This window comes from Cellulomonas soli, assembly GCF_052036975.1.
In the GTDB taxonomy this organism is placed as follows: domain Bacteria; phylum Actinomycetota; class Actinomycetes; order Actinomycetales; family Cellulomonadaceae; genus Cellulomonas; species Cellulomonas soli_A.
On sequence record NZ_JBQIAR010000008.1, the window covers coordinates 101,354 to 116,239 of the forward strand.

The 14,886-nt window shown below is 72.8% G+C and carries 13 protein-coding genes, 1 tRNA gene and 1 pseudogene; 5 read left to right on the forward strand and 10 right to left on the reverse strand.

Going from position 1 to position 14,886, the window contains the following annotated elements; genetic code table 11:
* Nucleotides 1-8 precede the first annotated feature (8 nt).
* Nucleotides 9-1,595, reverse strand: a complete 1,587-nt coding sequence (locus ACTHAM_RS10375) for a Na+/H+ antiporter (RefSeq protein ID WP_440687063.1) — start codon at nt 1,593-1,595, stop codon at nt 9-11.
* Nucleotides 1,596-1,730: 135 nt separating this feature from the next.
* The gene (locus ACTHAM_RS10380; RefSeq protein WP_440687065.1) at nt 1,731-2,621 is read right to left on the reverse strand and encodes an MmyB family transcriptional regulator; all 891 of its coding nucleotides are present in this window, start codon (nt 2,619-2,621) and stop codon (nt 1,731-1,733) included.
* A 144-nt stretch (nt 2,622-2,765) separates the two neighbouring features.
* Between ACTHAM_RS10380 and ACTHAM_RS10385 the strand changes: the two are divergent.
* The 5 genes and pseudogenes from ACTHAM_RS10385 to ACTHAM_RS10405 all read left to right on the forward strand — a co-directional run.
* Nucleotides 2,766-3,506, forward strand: a pseudogene (locus ACTHAM_RS10385) (aldo/keto reductase family protein); the annotation flags it as partial.
* A gap of 73 nt (nt 3,507-3,579) precedes the next feature.
* On the forward strand, nt 3,580-3,816 hold the full coding sequence (locus ACTHAM_RS10390) for an aldo/keto reductase (RefSeq protein WP_440687222.1): 237 nt from the start codon (nt 3,580-3,582) through the stop codon (nt 3,814-3,816).
* Nucleotides 3,817-4,145: 329 nt separating this feature from the next.
* Nucleotides 4,146-4,223 (forward strand) — tRNA-OTHER (locus ACTHAM_RS10395).
* Nucleotides 4,224-4,444: 221 nt separating this feature from the next.
* Complete coding sequence (locus ACTHAM_RS10400; RefSeq protein ID WP_440687067.1) at nt 4,445-5,098, forward strand: dihydrofolate reductase family protein; 654 nt, start codon at nt 4,445-4,447, stop codon at nt 5,096-5,098.
* Nucleotides 5,099-5,121: 23 nt separating this feature from the next.
* Nucleotides 5,122-5,682 carry a CG0192-related protein gene (locus tag ACTHAM_RS10405; protein ID WP_440687069.1) on the forward strand — a complete coding sequence of 187 codons (561 nt, stop codon included), beginning with the start codon at nt 5,122-5,124 and terminating at the stop codon, nt 5,680-5,682.
* Between the two features lie 13 nt (nt 5,683-5,695).
* On the opposite strand, the gene ACTHAM_RS10410 is transcribed toward ACTHAM_RS10405, so the two are convergent.
* From ACTHAM_RS10410 to ACTHAM_RS10445, 8 genes are all read right to left on the reverse strand, one after another.
* On the reverse strand, nt 5,696-6,625 hold the full coding sequence (locus ACTHAM_RS10410; RefSeq protein ID WP_440687071.1) for an ACP S-malonyltransferase: 930 nt from the start codon (nt 6,623-6,625) through the stop codon (nt 5,696-5,698).
* The gene (cofG, locus tag ACTHAM_RS10415) at nt 6,622-9,108 is read right to left on the reverse strand and encodes a 7,8-didemethyl-8-hydroxy-5-deazariboflavin synthase CofG (protein WP_440687073.1); all 2,487 of its coding nucleotides are present in this window, start codon (nt 9,106-9,108) and stop codon (nt 6,622-6,624) included. The genes ACTHAM_RS10410 and cofG overlap by 4 nt, the downstream gene beginning before the upstream one ends.
* A 282-nt stretch (nt 9,109-9,390) precedes the next feature.
* A complete protein-coding gene (locus ACTHAM_RS10420) occupies nt 9,391-10,701 on the reverse strand; it encodes a family 16 glycosylhydrolase (protein ID WP_440687075.1) in 1,311 nt (436 codons plus the stop codon).
* Nucleotides 10,702-10,990: 289 nt separating this feature from the next.
* Nucleotides 10,991-11,299, reverse strand: a complete 309-nt coding sequence (locus ACTHAM_RS10425; RefSeq protein WP_440687077.1) for a hypothetical protein — start codon at nt 11,297-11,299, stop codon at nt 10,991-10,993.
* Nucleotides 11,300-11,354: 55 nt separating this feature from the next.
* A complete protein-coding gene (locus tag ACTHAM_RS10430) occupies nt 11,355-12,776 on the reverse strand; it encodes a glycosyltransferase family 2 protein (RefSeq protein ID WP_440687080.1) in 1,422 nt (473 codons plus the stop codon).
* Nucleotides 12,773-13,654, reverse strand: coding sequence for a HEAT repeat domain-containing protein (locus ACTHAM_RS10435; protein ID WP_440687082.1), 882 nt, complete (start codon nt 13,652-13,654; stop codon nt 12,773-12,775). Before ACTHAM_RS10435 ends, ACTHAM_RS10430 begins: the two co-directional genes overlap by 4 nt.
* A gap of 4 nt (nt 13,655-13,658) precedes the next feature.
* Entirely contained in the window at nt 13,659-14,024 is a 366-nt protein-coding gene (locus ACTHAM_RS10440; RefSeq protein WP_440687084.1) for a response regulator transcription factor, read from the reverse strand.
* 137 nt (nt 14,025-14,161) lie between these two features.
* Nucleotides 14,162-14,875, reverse strand: coding sequence for a class I SAM-dependent methyltransferase (locus tag ACTHAM_RS10445; RefSeq protein ID WP_440687086.1), 714 nt, complete (start codon nt 14,873-14,875; stop codon nt 14,162-14,164).
* Between the last annotated feature and the right edge of the window lie 11 nt (nt 14,876-14,886).

The following is a 14,886-nucleotide window of genomic DNA, read 5'->3' on the forward strand; positions in this document are numbered from 1 at the left end:
GTCCTCCCTCATTCCTCGACAAGCCCTGTGCGGCTGAGTCGGATCTCCTCGACGTCCAGCTGCGCCTGCACGACCCGCAGGACGGCGTCGTCGACCCGGCGCTCGTCACGCAGCCGGACGACCGCCTCGCGTTTGCGGGCGATCAGCGCCAGGCGCAGGTCGGCGTACTGCTGGCTCGCGAGCTGCAGGGGGCGGTTCGCGGTGTCGCCGGGCTCACGAAGCGCCTGCAGATGCTCCTCGTACTCCCGCAGGGTGCGCTCCACGACTCCTGGATCGGTGCCAAGAGACCGCGCGACGCCCGGGAGTGCGTCCAGCGCGACCCGCGTGGCCACCTGCTCGGCCAGGACACGCTCGTCGTCCGCTGATGTGTCGACGGGGAACCGCGCCCACCGGGCGACCCGTGGCAGCAGGACGCCCTGCACGACCAAGGACAGCGTGACGACTCCTGCAGTCACGAACACCACGAGGTCCCGCGACGGGAAGGGTGCTCCGCCCTCGACCACCGTCGGTACGGCCAGCGCCGCGGCCAGGGACACCGCGCCGCGGAACCCGGCCACTGTGGACACGACCCGGGCGCGGTTGCTGACGCGGCGCAGCCGCTGGGACGGGCGGCGGTCCAGCAGCCGGATCGCGTACGCGGTGCTGAACAGGAACGCCAGCCGCACCGCCAGGATCACCATCCACACCACGACGACGACCACGAGGGCCGAGCCGATGTCGGTGGTCGACAGGTTGCGCACCGCCGACTGGACCTCGAGCCCGACGAGCACGAACAGAGCGGCGTTGAGCAGGTAGGTCCCGAACGACCAGAACGCCTCCGCCTGCCGGCGCGTGGCGGCAGGAACGAGCCGCGGACCGATCTGGCTCAGCATCAGGCCGCTGACGACGACCGCGAGGACACCGGAGGCCTCGATGGTCTCGGCGAGCAGGAACGCCACGAACGGCGTCAGCAGGGTGATCACGTTCGTGAGCAGCGTATCGGTGATCCGCACCCGCAGCTGCACGCCGAACCAGGCCACGGCGACGCCGGCCAGCACACCACCGACGTACGACAGAACGAGCAGCCAACTCAGGTGCCCGACGCTCAGCATCTGGTCCCCAGCCGTGACGCCCACCGCGACGCCGTACAGCACGAGCGCAGTGCCGTCGTTGATCAGGCTCTCCGAGCGCAGGATAGACACGTTGCGCCGCGGGAGCAGCCGCGACAGCGCCGACACCGCTGTCGCGTCAGTCGGCGCCAGCGCCGCACCCAGAACCCACGCCGGACCCCAGGGCACCCCGAACGTGTGCGCCACCGCCGCCACGCTCCAGGCCGTCAGCACCACCAGCACGGTGCTGGTCAGCACCACCCCGCGCAGGTTGAACCGGATCTCGCGCAGCGAGCTGGTGATCGCCTCCCAGAACAGCAGAGCGGGCAAGAACACCAGCAGCATCAGCTCGGGCGGCAGGTGCACCGCACGCAGCGCCGGCACGAAACCGAGGAGCACCCCGAGCACCAGCAGCAGGACGGGAGAGGCGACCCGTAGCCACCGGCCCAGTACCCCACCGAGGACGACCGTCGCGCCCAGCAGGACAACCAGATCGAGGGCTTCCACGTGTCACGCCTTCCTGCCGGCGTCCTCCGTCGAGGCCCGGCCATCTCGATGGCGAGTCGGATCGCGCCGTAGCCGCGACCTCGACGATGACAACGCTGGACCCGCTGACGGCCGAGCGCGCGCCGATGCAGCGGGTCAGCGCGCGGTGTCGCTGGTGCTCGCGCTGCCAGTAGCCTCCAGGTGGTTGCTCGCCGCCCAGCTGGCCAGCAGGCGCAGACGCTCATCGCTCGCCGACCCGGGCTCGGCGCTGTACGCGTACATCGTCCAACCGGGGTCCGAGGGCAGCTCCATCGTCTCGAACGTCAACTCGAGATCACCGACGACGGGATGGTGCAGGCGCTTGGCACCCGTGCGGTGGAACCGCACGTCGTATGCGGCCCACCGGGTCCGGAAGGCATTGCTCTGCGTCGCGAGCTCACCGACGAGCGCAGTCAGCTCCGGGTCGTGAGGGTTCTTTCCGGCGTAGCCGCGCAGGGACGCGACGACCTCGCTGGCTCCCTGCTCCCAGTCGGGGTAGAACTCCCGCGAGACGGCTTCGTCCAGGAAGACGAACCGGGCGTTGTTCGCCGGCGTGCGCCCCTGGTCGAGGATCGGTGCGTAGAGTGCACGGGCCAGGGCGTTCGCGGCGATGAAGTCCATGCGCTCGTTCCGGACCCACGCCGGGGCGGACACCGAGTCCAGGAACCGTTGCAGCCCTGGGCGCACGGTCGACGACGCTCGTTGACGGCGACGGCGCGGACCGCCGTGGTTCGCGGCTCGTGCCAGAGCATGCAGGTGCGCGCTCTCCGCCTCGTCCAGGAGCAGCGCCCGCGCGAGGGCGTCGAGCACCTCCTCGGAGACGCCGCTGAGGTCACCCCGCTCGAGGCGGGCGTAGTAGTCGACGCTGACACCAGCGATCAGAGCGACCTCCTCCCGGCGTAGGCCGGGCACCCGACGGTTGCGGCCGGCGAGCAAACCCGCCTGCTTCGGCGTCACGCGAGCGCGGCGCGAGCGCAGGAACTCGCGGACATCGGTGCGGTGGTCCATACCGTCACGGTAAGGCGGCGCTGCCGCGCGTGGGGTGCCCTGGTGTTACCTGCCTCGGGAGGACGCGGGACCCCGCCGTGCAGGTCACAGCAGCACCCCCCCTGGGGTCGAACGTCGGGACGTCCGCGGTCATAGCGTCGAGCCATGACGACTCCCACCCTGAGGTCGAGCAACGGGGTGACCCTGCCCGCCCTCGGCTTCGGCGCGTTCCAGACCCCTGCGGGGGAGACGATCGGCGCGGTGGCCGAGGCCCTGCACGTCGGCTACCGGCACATCGACACCGCCGCCTACGGCAGCGAGCGCGAGGTCGGCGAGGCCATCCGCCGCTCCGACGTCGACCGCTCCGAAGTGTTCGTCGAGACCAAGGTCCGGATCAGCGACCACGGCTACGACGCCACCTTGCACGCCTTCGACAAGAGCGCCGCCAAGCTCGGCATCGAGCAGATCGACCTGCTGATCCTGCACCAGGCGCGCCCGGCCGGTTCGACCTGACGACCTCGGCCTACAAGGCGCTCGAGCAACTGCACGCCGACGGCGGGGTGCGCGCGATCGGCGTCAGCAACTTGATGCCCGAGCACCCTCGGCGCGCTGACCGACCTGGTCCGCCAGGGCGAGGTCCGGTCCATCGGGTCGTCGTCGTACTCCGGTTCGCAGATCGTCGAGGTGCCGTGGACCTCCCGTGATCGGTACCTCGAGCGGTTCGTCACCGAGCAGCCGCCGTGCTCGATCCTCGTCCGAGGCATCGAAGAAGACGTGCTGCCGACCACGCAGCGGTGCGGCATGGGCACCCTGACGCAGAGCCCGCTCTCCGGCGGCTGGCTGTCCGGGCGCTGGCGCGAGGGCGCGAACGTGGCCCCAACGGCGTCCGCCCGCCCATCTGTCCGGTTCGACACGTCGAATCCCGCGAACCAGCGCAAGCTCGACGCGGTCGAGGACCTTGCCCAGCTGGCAGGCGGGAATGCCGCTGATCGAACTCGCGATGGCGTTCGCCATCCGCCATCCGGGCGTGACCTCGCCGATCGTCGGCCCGCGCACGATGGAGCAGTTCGAGTCGTACCTGCCGGCCGTGGACCGGGTGCTGTCGGACGACGTGCTCGACCGGATCGACGAGATCGTCGCACCCGGCGTGGCGATCAACCGGGACGACGAGAGCTATGGGGCAGCCGAGCTGGCGGCGTCAGCGCGTCGGCGCTGAGAGCCGCTCACTCATGGCGCGAGCCAAGCGCGGCGAACCGGGCGGCACGCGCCCCGTCCTGGTGGCGGTGTGGCGGTCGGGGCTTGTTGTCGCAGATGACGGGGCGGTCACCGCGCGACGCCTCGGTGGACCTCTGGCGGCACCCCGGGATGGAGTGATCGCGATGCTTGGACCGCGTCGCGCGGGACACAAAGTGGACACAAAGTCCGTGCGAGGCAGGTCGAGACACGGCGAGAGGTGACAGCCGAACGACCTACCCTGGGTCTGTTCGAGGTCGCGAGATCCCGGATGGTCGCAGGTCAGCGACGAGGTGAGTCGAGAGGCCCGGAGGAGCGTCGAGAGCGGCGTTCGCCCTGCATTCGGCCCCGAGTTTCAGGGGGTCAGGGGTTCGAATCCCCTCAGCTCCACCGAAGTAGCAGGTCAGAGGCCGTTTCTCCCGCTGGGAGGACCGGCCTCTTCTGTGTTCCTCGGGCACCCGGCCGGTCGGCGCAGCGGCTCCGCGTCGGTGTCGACGGTCGCACCGCCACAGTCCGCAGCGGCGTCCGCGGGCGAGGTGCCCAGGCGTGCGATGAGATGGCGCTGCGGGAGTCTGCGGCCTGGACCCCGTACCGCCACCGAGGGAGCCGCCATGCCGCGCGCCAGGGTTCACAACTTCTCGATCTCGCTCGACGGGTTCGCCACCGGTGAAGGCCTGTCGGCCGACGCACCGTTCGGTCATGCCGGCCATCGCCTGCACGAGTGGATGTTCGCGACCAGGCACTGGGGCGGTCTCGGGCTCGCCGGCCCGGGGGATGCCGCTGCCGGCACCGCCGGGGTCGACAACGCGTTCGCCGAACGCCACGGGCCTGGGATCGGTGCGGAGATCATGGGCGCGGGCAAGTTCGGCCCGCCGGGTTGGCAGGACGACCCGGGCTGGCGCGGCTGGTGGGGGGAGAACCCGCCCTTCCACACGCCGACGTTCGTGCTGACCCATCGCCCTCGCCCGCCGCTGGTGATGGACGGGGGCACCACGTTCCACTTCGTCGACGCCGCGCCCGCCGAGGCTCTCGACCTGGCGTGGGAGGCCGCCGACGGGTTGGACGTCCGCATCGGGGGCGGTCCGACCATGCTGCGGGAGTTCCTCGCCGCGGGGCTCGTCGACCACCTGCACGTGGTCCAGGTCCCGATCCTGCTGGGCCGGGGGGTGCGGCTGTGGGACGGCCTGGAGGCGTGGGAGCAGCAGTACGACGTGGAGGTCGTCTCCTCCCCGAGCGGTGTCACGCACCTGACCTTCACCCGCTGAGGCACGTGTGGTGGGATCGGGGTATGGCGATCCTGCACCAGGCGACGTTGACCCCCACGAAGGCCGAGCTGATGGCGGCGTGGCTGCCGGGGCAGGAGTGGTTCGCCGGTGGCGGGGGAACGCTCACTCCGGTCGCCGCGTACCGCTTCGACGACCCCGCCGGTGAGGTCGGGATCGAGTCGCACGTCGTCGAGGCCGGGGGCCGGACGTGGCACGTGCCGTTGACGTACCGCGGGCAGCCGCTCGAGGGCGCCGAGCAGTGGCTCGTGGGCACCATGGAGCACTCGGTGCTGGGGCGCCGGTGGGTGTACGACGCGCTCGGCGACCCGGTGTACCGCGCCGAGCTGGTCCGGGTGATCGGCGAGGCCGACACGCACGTGGAGCTGGTCGTCCAGACGCCGCAGGGGTCCCAGCGCCGCGAGCCGACCATGCAGGTGCGTGGCAGCGGTGGGACGCTGCCGGACGACCCCCGGATCGTCGTGGTGCGCGAGCCGGGCGCGGTCGCGGTGCCGACCTCCGGTCCGATGCTCACGGGCACGTGGCCCGGTGGGTCGCCCGGGACCGTGCTGGTCTACCTCGTCTGAGCGGTCGTCGGGCTCAGGACGGCTCGGCCCGGCGGGTCGTGGGCCACGGGTGGTCCTCGTCCACCAGCAGGAGCGGACGATCGTCGAGGCACGGCCGCAGCAGCCGACGCATCACCCGGCTCGGCCCGACGACGGCGACCGTGGCTGTGCGTCGGGTGACCTGCAGCACGTCGTGCCAGCGGACCGGCCCGTCCAGCGCCCGCACCAGGTCGTCGCGCACGCCGTCGGGCCCGGTGGCCACGCGCGGGACGGCGCAGCCCACGTAGCGGCCTGTGCCGGCGCGGACCCGGGCGCCGTCGAGTGCCGCCTGCCAGCGGGGGACCACGGGCGTCATGAACCGGGAGTGGAAGGCGTTGCTGACCGGGACGGCGCGGGCCACGTCGCCCAGCTCGCGCGCGGCGGCAGCGACCTGCCGGCTCGCGCCGGCCAGTGCGATCTCGGTCGGCCCGTTGACGGCGGCCAGGTCCAGCCCGAACCTGTCGGCGAGCGTGAGACCGTGCGCGAGCTGGGTCGCGGGGTCGTCCTGCTCGGGGGTGATGACCTCCAGCATGCTGCCGCCGCCGGGCGCGGACGCCATGATCTGGCCGCGCTCGGCGGCCAGGCGGACGCACTCGATCGGATCGAGGTATCCGGCGGCCGCCGCGGCGGCCAACGACCCGAGGCTGTGCCCGGCGAACTGGTCGGCCTCGTCGCGCGGTGCCAGGCCGAGCTCGTTCACAGCGATCCAGGTGGCCAGCGTCACGGCGGTGAGTGCCGGCTGCACGTTCTCGGTGCGGGTCAGCTCCTCGATCCCGACGTCCCAGCACAGGGCGCGAAGGTCGCGTCCGATCGCGTCACCGGCTGCCGAGAAGAACTCGGCGGCGCGGGCGGAGCGCCGTACTGCTTCACGGCCCATGCCGACGGCCTGGCTGCTCTGCCCCGGGAAGACCCAGAGCGTCGTCATGCCGACCCGCCCCGGGTGGTCGCCGGTCGCGGCGTGGGGCGTACCAGCGGGCCGGCTGGGTGGTGGTGCTCGGCGAGCGTCGTCCGTCGTTCCGCGTCGGGTACGCCGTAGGCGGTGGTCCGCTGGCGGGGTGCCCGGCCGAGCTCGCCGGCCAGTCGACTCATGTCGGCGACGCCCAGGTCGCGTCCGGCCTCGGCCCCGGCGAACGGTTCCAGTCCGCCGCCCAGGAGCAGCCCGCCGGCGTCGTCGGCGCCGGACCGCAGGACCCGAGCGGCGCCGCGCAGCCCGAGCTTGGTCCAGGCGACCTGCACATGGTCGACGTGCCCGTGCAGCAGCAGCCGGGCCACGGCGTGCAGGGCGGCCCCGGTGGCGAGGTCGGGACCCGGTCCGAACGGGTCGTCCGGGCCCTGCGACACGTAGGGCATGGCGATGAACTCCGTGAAGCCGCCGGTCTCCTGCTGGATCCTGCGCAGCAGCCGCAGGTGGGCCACCACCTGCGGGGCCGTCTCCACGTGGCCGTACACGATGGTCGAGGTCGAGCGCAGCCCGGCGTGGTGCGCGGCACGGATCGTCGCCTCCCACTGCGCGACGCTGATGTCGGTGCCACCGCTCAGGCGCGCACGGACCTCGTCGTCGAGCACCCGCGCCACCGTGCCGGGGACGCTGGCCAGCCCCGCCTCGCGCAGCGCCGCCAGGTGCTCGGCCAGGCCGACACCGGCCCGCGCGGCCCCGTCGAGCAGCTCGGCCGGTCGGAACGCGTGCAGGTGCATCGCCGGCGCCGCCTCGTGCACGACCCGGACCAGGTCCTCGTAGGCGTGCGGGCCCGCCTGCGGTCCGGGCGCACCCTGCGCGCAGATCTCGGTGGCCCCGCGGTCCCAGGCCTCGGCCACCAGGGTCGTGAGCAGGTCGTCGTCGAGTGCGGGTGGTGTTCCCCAGGGCGCGTCGGCGGGGCGCGCCGGTCCGCGGAAGAGCGCCGAGTCGAGGTTGCGGTTCGCGACGAAGGTCAGGACGTCGCCGACGGTGTCGGCGCGGACCTGGTCGGCCAGTGCCGCCAGTGCCTCCAGCCCGGCGCCCCGCGCGCCCAGCAGGGCGGCGTACTGCTCGTCGGACAGGCCCGCGGGATCCTGCTCGGCACACCGCAGCGCGTCCGTCACTGCGGGCTCGAGCCGCGGCGGTGCCAGGCGCACGAGCCCGCCTGAGGTGCGAGCACCGGCCGGCGGCGCAGGTGGCGTCGCGCGTCCGTCGCGGGCAAGCCCGTCCTCGCGGGCCAGGGCGTCGACGGCCTGGTGCAGCGCCGGGTCGATCCACACGTCGCGCCCCAGCACGTACTGCGGCTGGGCGGCGAGCCGCTCGGTCACCGTGAAGCCGTGCCGCGCGGTCAGGTCGGCCAGGACGTCCAGGTGCGGCCACGGCCGCTCCGGGTTGACGTGGTCGGGCGTCAACGGGCTGACGCCGCCCCAGTCGTCGATGCCGGCGCGCACCAGCAGGCCCAGGTCGCTCGGGTCGGACAGGTTCGGTGGGGCCTGCACGGTCATCATCGGCCCGAGCACCAGCCGTGCGACCGCGATCCCCGCGAGGTACTCCTCGAGCCCGAGGTCGTGGTCGTTCTGCATCGCCGTGGCCGGCTTCACCCGCAGGTTCTGCACGATCACCTCCTGGAGGTGGCCGTACCTGTCGTGGAGGTCCCGCAGGGCGAACAGGGCCGTGGCCCGGTCGGCCGGGCTCTCGCCGAGGCCGAGCAGCAGGCCGCTGGTGAACGGCACCTGCGCCTCACCGGCATCCGCGATCGCCCGCAGGCGGACGGCAGGGTCCTTGTCCGGTGACCCGAAGTGCACACCGCCGGGCTCCGCCCACAGCCGGGTCGCGGTCGTCTCCAGCATCATCCCCATCGACGCGCTGACCGGGCGCAGCAGCTGCAGCTCACGCCAGGTCAGCACCCCGGGGTTCAGGTGCGGGAGCATGCCGGTCTCGGTGACGATCAGCTCGGCCAGGTGGCGCAGGTAGTCCACCGTCGAGTCGTGGCCGTGCGCCTGCAACCAGTCGGCAGCGAGCGGCCAGCGTGCCTCGGGTCGGTCACCCAGGGTCAGCAGAACCTCCTTGCAGCCGAGGTCGGCCCCGGCGTGCGCGATGCCCAGCACGTCCTCAGGTGTGAGGAACGGGGCCTTGCCCTGCGCGGTCAGCTGGTGCGGGGTGTCGACGAACACGCAGTAGTGGCAGCGGTCCCGACACAGGGTCGTCACCGGTACGAACACCTTGCGCGAGTAGGTGATCACCCCGGGACGGCCTCGACGGTGCAGACCCTCGTCCCGCACGGCGCTCGCCACCGCGAGCAGTCTCTCGAGCTGCGGGCCCGTGGCCTGCAACAACGCGACCGCGTCGGCGTACGACGGCGTCTGCAGGGCCTCGGCCCTCGTGAGCGCGGCGGTGATCTCGTCGGGCGCTGCGGCGCGCCGGGGTTCGTCCGGTGTGACGTGGTGGTGCATGGGCTTCCTCGTAGTCGACCGATCGACGGACGGGAGTGCCGCTGCATCGCGCGGCAAGGGTCGGTCGCCCAGGAGGTGGCAACAGTCGCGGCGGATTCGTCGATCGCGAGGCCCGCGAGGAGAGTAGCGGAGTCAGCACGGGGATCTGACCTGCCTGTTCGCCATGCGATCGCGGCCGAGGATGCCTGTGGGGTCGCGCGCCGGACGGGCGCGACCCCACAGGCGGTCAGACGAGCCGGTCAGATGAGTCGGTCACGTCTTCGCGTCGGACGGGAAGCCCCGTCAGAACGTCCACCTCTGGTTCGCCGTCCCCGCGCAGTCCCAGATCTGCAGCTTCTGGCCGTCGTGCAGCGGCAGGCCGTCCACGGCGTCCAGGCACTTGCCCGACTGAGGGTTCTTCAGGGCTTGCGTCGTGGCGTCGTACGTCCACTGCTGCGCCTTGGTGCCGTTGCAGCCCCACAGCTGCACCACGGTGCCGTTGGTGGTGCCGCTGCCCGACACGTCGAGGCACCGGCCGAGCGCGGTGAGCGTGCCGCCGGAGCCGCGCGTCCACTGCTGGGCCGTGTTGCCGTTGCACGTCGCGAGCTGCACGCGGTTGCCGTCGTAGGTCAGCCCCCAGGGCACGTCGAGGCACAACGAGCTCCCGGACCGGACCGTCCCGGTGCCGGTCGGCAGCGCCCCCGTGCCGCCGGAGCCCGAGCCGTTGTCGTAGACGCGGATGTAGTCGACCTTCATCTGCTGCGGCAGCTGTGTGCTGGAGTCGGGGTATCCCGGCCACGACCCGCCGACGGCGACGTTGAGGATCAGGAAGTAGGCCTTGTCGAACACCCACGTGTTCGAGCCGACGCTCGCGCGTGTGACCTGGTGGTACTGGACGTCGTCGACGTACCAGGTGATGGTGCCCGGCGACCAGTCGACCGCGAACCGGTGGTACGTGTCCGCGAAGGACCAGCCCTGCGGGTGGTTGTACAGCGCGGTGATGCCGTTGCCGCCGGAGTAGCCGGGGCCGTGCACCGTGCCGTGCACGGTGGCCGGCTCGTAGCCGACGTTCTCCATGATGTCGATCTCACCGGATGCCGGCCACGACGCGGCGGGGAAGTCGGCCCCGAGCATCCAGAAGGCCGGCCAGATGCCCTGGCCGCGGGGGATCTGGATGTTCGCCTCGATGCGGCCGTACCGCACCTCGAACTTGTCGTTCGTCTGCAGGCGGGCCGAGGTGTACGACCCGTCGGACTCCTTCCGGGCGGTGATGACCAGGTTGCCGGCACCGTCCACGGCGGAGTTCGACCGGGACGTGGTGTAGGTCTGCAGCTCGGCGTTGCCCCACCCGCCTGCCCCGGTGTCGTACCCCCACACGGACGGGTCGGGCGCGGTGCCCGCTGCGCCGTTGAACTCCTGCGACCAGATCAGGTCGCCGGAGTCGGTGGCGAGCGGTGCAGCGAGCGGTGCAGCGAGCGGGGCGGCGGACGGTGCGGCGACGGCGGGTGCCGCACCGGCGAGCCCGACGGTCGCCACCGCCACGGCCAGGGCGGCGACCGCCGTGGTGAGCCGTTGCCGGCCTCCGGGACGGACGTGCTGGTTCGCTGGGTGCATGGGCATGCCTCCTTCGACGGTCCGGGGGAGGACCGTTCGTGGCTGCCGACCCCGTGCCGCGACGTGCTGCTCGGTGCTGCTCGGTGCAGGTCCGGGGGCGGGCCGGACCTTCGGCAGGTCCGGACCCGGGCGACCGTAGTACCGGACATAACGGACAGACAACCCTGCTGTGACAGCGAACGGCCTGATCCGGGCCCCCTCGACCGTTCGCCGGACCGCGCGCCGGCCACCAGGTGGACATGCGGTCTCGGTCACCGATCACACGGGACGGCTCGACCGACCGCGCAGGTCAGCCCTGGTCGCGGGTGAGCAGCGCCAGCAGGAACGCGGCATAGCTGGCCAACCCCGCGTAACCGAGGGTGCGGGGCAGCCAGGTCGGCCCCCGGCCCCAGGCCGTCAGGCCGAGAGCCCCGGCGAGCAGCACCCAGGTCGCGGTGTGCCCATGGTCGAGGACCACGCCGCGCAGACCCTCCGCCTCGGCGTCGACGCCGTCCCCGGCGGTGGCGAACACGAGCGCGACGGCGCTCGCGGCCACGGCACCGGCGGCGGCCCACGTGCGGCGACGCCCGGCGGGACGACGCTCCGGTGTGCTGGTCATGGCGCCTCCGGACGGATCTCGGGGGTGTCGGCAGGTGGCACCAGTGTGCCGGAGGTCACTGCGCCGCGGGCAGCCCCGTGCGGGTCATCTCGCCCCAGCCGGACTGGGTGCCCCTCATCGCACGCCACAGGCCGACCGTGCGCCACCACGAGTGCATCGGGCGGTACCAGAACGGTTCGAGTGCGGCGGCGGCGACCAGTGCGAGGGTGTCGCGTGCGCGGGGATAGCGGGCGAACGTGGATTCCTCGACCAGCAGTGCGGCCAACGAGACGACCACCGACAGCAGGACCGACACCGCCAGGTAGGCAGCGAGCACCGCCACCGACAGCGTCTGCGTCAGTGCCCCGACGAGCACGACGAGGAGCCCGACGACCTCCAGGACCGGGCCCAGCAGCTCGAACAGCAGGAAGAACGGCATGGTGACCAGCCCGAGGGTGCCGTACCGCGGGCGCAGCAGCATGCCGCGGTACTTGCTGAGCAGCTCACCCAGGCCCTGCGACCAGCGGTGCCGCTGGCGTGCCAGCACCGCCACGCGGGAAGGTACCTCCGTCCAGCAGACCGGCTCTGGGACGAAGACCACGGCGTAGGGCTCGTGGCGGTCGCGCAGCAGCCGGTGCACCGCGACGACGAGGTCGGCGTCCTCGGCGAGGGAACGCGCGTCCAGACCTCCGACCTCGAGCACGGCGTCGCGCCGGAACACGCCGAACGCCCCGGAGATGATCATCAGCCCGTTCACCGCCGACCAGCCCGAGCGCCCCACGAGGAACGCACGCAGGTACTCCAGCACCTGCGTCCGCTCGAGCCAGCCGCGAGGGACGCGCACCGAGGTGATGCGGCCGTGGTCGACCTGCGCACCGTTCGAGGGCAGGACGACACCGCCGGCCGCGACGACCCGCGGGTCGTCCACGAACGGTTGCACGACGTGCAGCAGGGCGTCCGGTTCGAGCACGGAGTCGGCGTCGATCATGCAGACCAGGGGCTGGGTGCTGCGGCGCAGGGCAGCGTTGACCGCGTCGGAGCGGCGGCCCACCGACACCTTGCGCACCAGCACCAGCTCGGGGTGGCGGGTGGAGCGGTACGTGGCGAGGGTGGGGCCCTCCTGCGGCAGGTCCGCGGTGACCGGCACGGGCTGCAGGGTCATCCCGAAGGTGCTGATCAGCAGGTCCGCGGTGCGGTCGGTCGACCCGTCGTCGACGACGACGACCTCGAGCACGGGGTAGCGCAGGCCGAGCAGCGCGGTGACGGCCGGCACGATCCCGGCTTCTTCGTCGTGCGCGGGCACGAGCACCGACACGCCGGGGGTGAGCGGGTTGGCGAACGTGAGGTCGTGGGTCAGGGCGTCGGGCCAGGCGGCCTCGGCGACGACGGCGGCCGCAGCTCGTGCGACCAGCAGGCCGCCCAGCAGGTTGTACACGAGGTAGTAGGCGATCAGGACGAACGCGACGACCTCGGGTGCGGCGGCGAGGAGGTAGATCATGCGCCGAACCGCGGTTGGTCGACCCCGACGGCCTCGAGGGCGCGGCGCAGGGCCTGTCCCTCGACGGAGCCCGGCGGTACCAGGTGCGAGGCCCGGCGCAGGGGCAGGGCGCTGCGGGGGTCCCCGATCCGCCCGAGCGCCTCGACGGCCCGCACGCGAAGCTGGTGGTCGCGGGACCCGAGAAGGTGCTCGATCTGCGGCCGGGCGTCGACGAGCCCGAGGTGGCCGCAGACGGTCAGCGCGGTGGACACCAGCACCGGGTCGCGCGAGGTCCACACGTGGCGCATCGCGGAGGCGTCGGGAGGGGCGGCGTGCACGATGGCCATGGCCACGGCGCTGGGGGGGACAGGGCGCCGACGTGACCCGGCGGCGCGGACCAGTGCGGGGACGGCCTCGCGGGCACCGGAGTCGCCCAACGCGCGCACCGCGGCCAGGCGCACGCGCGGGTGGGGGTCGCGCAGCATGGTGACGACGGGTTCGGGTTCCAGGCCCGACGTCGTGGCCAGGTACAGCTCGATCGCCCGCGCCCGGCGCGGGGCCCAGGGCGAGCGCATCGAGCGCAGCGCGTCCTGCCGGAAGCCGGCGTCGGTGAGCCAGGTGGCCAGCAGGTCGCGGTCGGCGCCGCGCACCTTGTGCACGAGGTCGGAGGCGGCCAGGGCGAGTGCCTGGGCGTGACGGCGTCGGCGGGGGACGGGCACCGGTTTGCCGTCGATCACGTCCATCAGCATCGGCATCGCCAGGGTCCGGCGTGCGGCCTCGGTGCGGCGGCGCAGGTCGGCGCTCGAGCGTGCGGCGACGATCGCGACGAGCAGGAGCCCCACGACGGCACCGCTGGCCAGCAGGAGCCAGGTGGCGGTCGTGCCGAGCCTCTCCGTCATGTCCTCAGCGGGCCAGCAGGGCGTTGGCGCGCAGCACGAGCTCGCGGGGGGAGAAGGGTTTGAGCAGGAACTCGTCGGCGCCGACGGCGAACGCCCGTTCGAGGTCGCTCTCCTGGGACTTCGCCGTGAGGATGAGCACCCGGGTCCCGGCCAGCGCGGGGTCCTGTCGGATCGCCTCGCACACCTCCAGGCCGCTCATGCGCGGCATCATCCAGTCGAGCACCACGAGTGCGGGGCCGAGCTGGCGGACGGCCGCAAGACCGGCCTGACCGTCGTGCTCGACGACGACGTCGTGACCGTCGGTCCGCAGCTTGTGCGCCACGAGGGTCGCGATGTCACGGTCGTCCTCGACGACGACTACCTGCGCCACGCCAGGCCTCCGGCTCGTTCGGTCCGATCCCCGGGGTGGGCGGGTACCGCCGCAGGGGTTGGGGCCGATTGTGCCCTGCCTGCCTGGCCCTGCCCTGCGGGAGGCGGCCGAACGGGCGGGTGTCGTCCGTCGTCTCGTCAGGTGGTCGGTCCGGTCCGCCGGTTGAGCCGCACGACGACATCCTGCAGGCGGGCGGGCGCACCGTCGGGTGTCGTCGCGTCGCGTTCGACGGTGCCGGCCAGCTCGATGCGCCAGGAGTCGTCGAGCGCGAGCAGGTCGACGGTCTCCTGCGCGGTGTGGAAGAGCACGTCGGGACGCGGCTGGGGCGCCCAGTCGGGGAACTCCCCGTGGCTGACCAGCAGCAGCGTGCCGCCGGGGGCCACCGACGCCGTGGCCCGGCGCAGCAGGGGGCTGCGGTCGCGGCGGAGCGAGGAGTGCAGGAACTGGGCGCTGACCAGGTCGAACTGGCCCTCGGGGAACGTCTGCGACAGGTCGTGCTGCTCCCAGGTGATCCGGTCGGCCACGCCTGCCTCGGTCGCGTGGGCGCGGCCACGCTCGAGCGCGGTGGCCGAGATGTCGACGGCGGTGACCTGCCACCCGTGCGAGGCGAGCCACACCGCGTCGGCGCCCTCACCGCAGCCCAGGTCGAGCGCCGTGCGGGGGCCTCGCGGTGAGTCCGTGGCCGGCGCCGCGAGCTCGGCGACGTGCTGGGCGAACGTGGTGTTCACCCGGCCGCTCCAGTGCCGGTCGGTGGCCCGGTAGAACGCCTCCCAGTGCTCGGCCTCGTCGAGGGGTGTCTCCGTGTCCTGGCGTGCGTCGTCGCGGACGTGGGGGTGGTGGTCGTGTGCCATGGTCCGAGCGT